Origin of the sequence: Mesorhizobium sp. M7A.F.Ca.US.014.04.1.1, assembly GCF_003998745.1 — a bacterium.
Lineage (GTDB): Bacteria > Pseudomonadota > Alphaproteobacteria > Rhizobiales > Rhizobiaceae > Mesorhizobium > Mesorhizobium ciceri.
The window spans coordinates 1-5,784 of record NZ_RZRW01000376.1; the positions used below are offsets into that span (position 1 = coordinate 1).

Annotated in this window: 6 protein-coding genes and 1 pseudogene; 1 reads left to right on the forward strand and 6 read right to left on the reverse strand. The window is 63.0% G+C overall.

Going from position 1 to position 5,784, the window contains the following annotated elements; all coding sequences use genetic code 11:
* The coding region (locus EOA22_RS22430) for a LysE family translocator (RefSeq protein WP_164755730.1) at window positions 1-586 on the reverse strand (586 nt) is incomplete at its 3' end.
* 157 nt (window positions 587-743) lie between these two features.
* Window positions 744-1,403, reverse strand: coding sequence for a response regulator transcription factor (locus EOA22_RS22435; RefSeq protein ID WP_063169189.1), 660 nt, complete (start codon window positions 1,401-1,403; stop codon window positions 744-746).
* A 130-nt stretch (window positions 1,404-1,533) separates the two neighbouring features.
* Between EOA22_RS22435 and EOA22_RS22440 the strand changes: the two genes are divergently transcribed.
* The gene (locus tag EOA22_RS22440; RefSeq protein WP_063169188.1) at window positions 1,534-3,303 is read left to right on the forward strand and encodes an ATP-binding protein; all 1,770 of its coding nucleotides are present in this window, start codon (window positions 1,534-1,536) and stop codon (window positions 3,301-3,303) included.
* A gap of 165 nt (window positions 3,304-3,468) precedes the next feature.
* On the opposite strand, the gene EOA22_RS22445 is transcribed toward EOA22_RS22440, so the two are convergent.
* From EOA22_RS22445 to EOA22_RS22460, 4 genes and pseudogenes are all read right to left on the reverse strand, one after another.
* Complete coding sequence (locus EOA22_RS22445; protein ID WP_013529179.1) at window positions 3,469-4,050, reverse strand: CarD family transcriptional regulator; 582 nt, start codon at window positions 4,048-4,050, stop codon at window positions 3,469-3,471.
* A gap of 367 nt (window positions 4,051-4,417) precedes the next feature.
* Window positions 4,418-4,756: a ferredoxin FdxA gene (gene fdxA / locus EOA22_RS22450; protein ID WP_013529180.1), complete on the reverse strand. Its 339-nt coding sequence runs from the start codon at window positions 4,754-4,756 to the stop codon at window positions 4,418-4,420.
* 234 nt (window positions 4,757-4,990) lie between these two features.
* Window positions 4,991-5,377, reverse strand: a complete 387-nt coding sequence (locus EOA22_RS22455) for an RNA-binding S4 domain-containing protein (protein WP_013529181.1) — start codon at window positions 5,375-5,377, stop codon at window positions 4,991-4,993.
* A gap of 16 nt (window positions 5,378-5,393) precedes the next feature.
* A pseudogene (locus EOA22_RS22460) lies at window positions 5,394-5,784 on the reverse strand (helicase); the annotation flags it as partial.

A 5,784-nucleotide genomic window follows, 5' to 3' on the forward strand; every position in this document is an offset into this window, starting at 1 on the left:
CGCCAAGTCCGATGAGGATCGAACCGCATGTCTTTGGGATCACCCATCCGGCGCCAGTGAACCGGCCAACGGCGAGCGAGGCGATGCCGACCGCCGCAAGGTCGGCCATCGAGAAGATGAGATTGACGATGATGCCGAGGATGAGGAACTGCAACCCGACGGCCATGCCGGCTGACGGATCCACGAACTGCGGCAGGAAGGTCAGGAAGAACAGTGCCGTCTTGGGATTGAGGATCTCGACGACCATGCTGTCGCGAAATGTGTTCGGGGCCGGCCTGGCACCATCCTCGCCCATCCGGTTCCAGCCCAGGAACATGGCAAGGCCCAGCGAAATGAGATATGCGGCGCCCGCCCATCGGATCACCAAGAAAGCGACCGGCGCGTGTTCCATCAGTGCGGCGAGCCCGACCGCCGCGGCCAGGATGTGCACGTAACAACCAAGATGGACACCCAGTGCCGCCATCAATCCCGCCTGACGGCCATGGGCCAGCGTCTGCGCTGTCATGTAGAGAATCGCCGGTCCTGGCATGCAGGCGAAGGCGAGTGTTGCGAGGGCGAACGGAATCCAGAGATCCAGCGATGGCATGACAGCTCCTCCCATGTGATCAAGCCGTGGGAGGAGTAGGCCGGGGGGCAGGCCGAAAACATACGGCGGATGCCGTATTTGGATGATGATCGGGTTTGGCTAATCTGCCGATGGTTAAGGGGCCGTTGCCGGGTTGCCCATTGTAGCGGCTGCGATATCAGCCGGTGGGCAATCCCAGACGAACCGCGTAGGCGGTCAGTTCGGCGGTGTTGTGGAGACTGAGCTTGCCCATCAGATTTTCGCGATGTTTGCGAGCGGTCGGCAGGCTGATGCCCAGTCGTTCGGCGATGTCGCGCGTGATCATGCCTTGCGCCACCAGTTGAAGGATCTGCCGTTCGCGCCGCGTCAGCGGTACCGGGGACAGGATTTCCTGCGCGGCTATCGGCTCGCTTTCCCTGCCTATATCGCTGACCGCGAAGCGAACGGTTTTCGCCAGATAGGTGCCTCCGTTCTTGACCGCTTCGATGGCAGCGCCGAGTTCCTCGGGATCGCCATCCTTGGTCAGGTAGGCGTTGGCGCCGGCGCTGAGCGCGGCGCGTACTGTCCTCGGCTCGACATTGGCCGTCAGCACCACGATCCGCAGGCGTGGCGCCAAGGTCCTGATGGTGGCGATAAACTGCATCCCGGCCACACCTGGCATGCCGAGGTCGAGGATCAAAAGGTCGGCGCGCGTGCTTCGCAGCTGGCCAAGCAGCGCCTCGCCATCCGCAGCCTCGGCGACGACCGAGACATTGTCCATAGCCGAGATAAGCAACTTCAGCCCCTCGCGCACGATGGCATGGTCGTCGGCGAGTATGGCGGTGAGCGAGCGGTTCATCGGGGCACCATCCAGGGCTGCAGCGGCGTATATGGATCGATCGCCAACTTATGCGAAACAGGTTGCCGGTAGATCAACGGTACCGGGGAAGACCGGCCGGAGAATTACTTGGGACAATTGGAGGGATTCGATGCAGGAAGACAAGATACGCCAGGCCCTGGTCGAACTCCTGTATCGCAATTCCTACGGCGTGGTCATCTCCAACATCGTGATCTCGATGGCGGCGGTCTATGTTCTGAGAACGGCCGTTTCCGCCAATTGGCTGATCGGCTGGCTGGCGGCGCTGTATCTGCTGACGGCTATCCGGGTGCTGGCGTCGCGCCGTTTTTTCAGCCGCTCAAGGGATCGCGGCTCGATCTTGCGCTGGGCATGGCTGGCCACGGCGTTTTCCTGTATGTCGGGCCTTCTGTGGGGGGTGCTTGGCTGGGTCGGCTTTATGCCCGAGGCGCCGATCGTGCTGTCCTTCACGGTCATCGTCCTGACTGGTCTCGTCTGCGGTACGGTGCCGTCGCTGTCGGCCTTTCCGCCGGCGCTGGTCGGTTCCATCCTGGCCACGGTGGTGCCGGTCGCCTTGCGCTGCTTGACCACCCAAAGCGATATTTCCGGCGCCTTCCTGTTCCTGCTCGCATCGCTGGTGGCGATCAATTTCTACTACTGCCGTATCACCTACCGCATGCTGCGCGAAACCGTCAGCCTGCGACTGGAGAACGAAACGCTGGTCGAGCACCTGCAAGAGGAACGCGACAGGGCGCAGACCGCCGACCGTGCCAAGACGCGTTTTCTGGCGGCGGCGAGTCACGATCTGCGCCAACCGATCCATGCCCTGAGCCTGCTGGTCTCGACGCTTGCCATATTGGGGCAGCGCGGCGACGTACCCTCCGGCGAGGCGCGCGATCTGGCCAGCCGGGCGAAATCGGTTGTCAGCAACTTCAGTGGGCTGCTCAACGCTTTGCTCGATATCTCGCGGCTCGATGCGGGCATCGTCACGGTCGCGAGCGAGGCGGTGCCGCTGCGCGACCTCTTTGGTGATCTTCGCAATGAATTCGCCGCCGAGGCAAAACAACGCGGACTTACGTGGCGCGTGGTAGACAGCAGTCTCTACGTCGACAGCGACCCGATGATGTTGAAGCGCATCCTCAACAACCTGATCTCGAATGCCCTTCGCTACACCAAGCAAGGTGGTGTCCTGCTGGGCTGTCGCCGGCGCGGCGCATGTGTGGAGATACAGGTCCTCGACAGCGGCCCCGGCATCCCCGCCGATCAGCAGGGGATGGTCTTCGAGGAGTTCGTGCAGTTGCAGAACCCGGCGCGGGACCGCACGCAAGGCCTGGGACTCGGGCTCGCCATCGTTCGCCGCACCGCCGAGCTGTTGGGGCACCCCCTGAAATTGGCTTCGACGTCCGGGCGCGGTTCCCTGTTTTCCATCACCGTCGCGAAGGCCGGCGCGGTGCAAGCTCGCTTGGAGGTCGACACGACATCGCCGGCCAGCAGTGCCGCCGGCATCATGGTGGTCGAGGACGAGGGCGACGTTCTCGATGCCATGGTGCGCTTGCTCAGCCTGGAGGGACATCGTGTCTATCCCGGCCGCTCCGCCGCAGAGGCGCAGGAGGCCCATACGGCGGCGCTGGCTGCCGGCGATGCGCCGGTCGACCTGATCATCGCAGACTACCGTCTCGAGAATGACACCACCGGCACCGACGCGATCCGTGCGCTTCACGCCCATATCGGCCGGCTTGTCCCGACCATCATCATTACTGGCGATACGTCGCCGGCGCGCCTCAAGGAGATCAGCGCCAGCGGCAGCCGCATCCTGCACAAGCCGATCGCCGACGAGGAATTGCGCGAGACCATTACCGCGGTCTGCTTTGGCGGCAAGGCGATAAGTGGCGACACACGTTAAAACGAAACGCGCGCTCGACGGCTCGGCGCGCCGGCAAGCCGCGATGCAGCACGCTGGTGCGCAGGGCCTACCAACATCGAAGCTGCCGCCCGAAAGCAAAAGAGGCCCCGGTCAAACCGGAGCCTCCAATCGTTTCACGCAGGATTTCTCGAAAGGTGAGAAAGATCAGGCAGCTTCTTCCTGCTCGGCCTCTTCATTGTCGGCCTTGGCGCCACGCTTAGGGCCCTTGTTGAGGTTGACCTCGATTAGGCGCACGGCTTCGGTTTCCGACATGCGGTTGACGGCCGCGATCTCGCGGGCCATGCGGTCGAGCGCCGCCTCGTAGAGCTGACGCTCGGAATAGGACTGCTCCGGCTGGTTGTCGGCGCGGTAGAGGTCACGCACGACTTCCGAGATCGAGATCAGGTCGCCCGAATTGATCTTCGCATCATATTCCTGGGCGCGGCGCGACCACATGGTGCGCTTGACGCGGGCGCGGCCCTGCACGACCTTCAGCGCGCGCTCGACATAATCCTCTTCCGACAGCTTGCGCATGCCGATGGAGGTCGCCTTGGCGACCGGCACCTTCAGGCGCATCTTGTCCTTCGAGAAGTCGATGACGAACAGTTCCAGCTTGTGTCCAGCAACTTCCTGCTCGTCGATCGAGACGATCTGGCCGACGCCATGCGCCGGGTAGACGATGTACTCGCCGGTCTTGAAACCGTGACGCGCAGCGGTGGACTTCTTCTGCGGGGTGATCGTTGCCATTGCGCACTGAACTCCTTGTTGTGGTACCGGCGTCCTGCCGGCCCGAACTCGCGCGATCGGAGAAACCGACCGTTAGCCGCACAACAGATGAACCCATCGGAAAAGCCGGACCGGCAAACCGCAACATCGCGACCGCCTGGCCCAGATCGCTCTGGTCCGAATGGGATTTTCACCTTTCAGTGATTTGGGGCGTCTGCGCCATAAATCGACGTTGTGTCACCGGCATGTTTCGCTGATGTAACACAAAAAGTCGGAAGAATCAAGGTTTTGCTGCATACGCGAAGGCCACAACCCGGCGCCGGCTGTCAAGCCGGTTAATGTGACGTGCCTCTTACCCTGCGTAATACCGGCCTTTCCGGCCGTATTGTCAATCGCCTTCGCCGGGCTCGGCGGAGAAGTATTTCTCGAACTTGCCGGCCTCGCCGTCGAAGGATTTCGCGTCTGCCGGCGGTTCCTTCTTGGCGGTGATGTTGGGCCATTTCTCGGCATATTCGGTATTGACCTGCAGCCATTTGTCGAGGCCGGGCTCGGTGTCGGGCTTGATCGCGTCGGCCGGGCATTCCGGCTCGCAAACACCGCAGTCGATGCACTCGTCGGGATGGATGACGAGCATGTTCTCGCCTTCGTAGAAACAATCGACCGGACAGACCTCGATGCAGTCCATGTATTTGCATTTGATGCAATTGTCGGTCACGACATAGGTCATCGGTCGGCTCCGGGACGTCCCATTTTGTTGGGCTTTTTCCGTCAGGTAACGCCTTTGGCCGCTGCTTGCAAGGGCAGCCATTCCTGTCGGCATCAGCGTTTCGAAATGGAATTCCAGGCAGCCGGCGCCCCAGAGGCCGGCGACCTCATGCAGGGCTTCCTGTTTGCCGGGTTCAGTTTTGCTTCAAACACGTCGTTATCCTGGCAAGCGCCGCCTGTTTTTGGACGCCAGGCATCAATCTTCGCCGAGCAATCGGTCGGTCTGGCGACGTTCCTTCTTGGTCGGGCGGCCGCTGCCGGCCTCGCGCAGCCCCGGAATTGCATCGGGAGGGGCTTCGCCCTTCGGTGCGGGCGGTGGCGACATATCCTCGTAGAGCGTACGGGCTTCCTCGGCCGGGCCGCGTCGCGCACCCGCGCCGAGGACCTTCCAGATGAAGATGCGCCGCTCGAGCGTGATGGTCAGGACGTCGCCTGGCTTGACCTGATCGGAAGCCTGCGCTGCTTTGTCGCGATTGATGCGGACCCGGCCGGCGACGACCAGTTTCGCCGCCAGCGAGCGCGATTTCACGACGCGGGAGAAGAACAGCCATTTGTCGATGCGCTGGCGGCCTTCGGCAACCATCGAAGCGAGCCGGGTTCTACTTCTTCAATTGGTCGCGCAGAGCGGCGAGCTTGGCGAAGGGCGAATCCGGATCGAAACGCACCGGGCGCTCCTCGCGCGGCTTTGGCTGGAAGGCGGGCTTGCCGCCTTGCGGACCACCCTTGCCATCCGGCCTGCCACCCTTCCAGTCGGGACGGCCTTCGCGGCGGTCGGGACGCTCGCCCTGCGGCCTGTCACGTCGCTGTTCGCCTTCGGCCTGCGGCTTGGGTTTGAACTTCGAGCGGTCGAAGCGCGGCTTGCCGGCTCCATCGCGCCGTCCTTCATGGGCCGGACGCTCTCCGGGTGCAGCGGCGTTCGGTGCGCCGGCGTCCGCAGGCGCATCGCTTCGGCCGCGCGCTTGTCCGTTGCGTGGGCGATTGTTCCTGCGG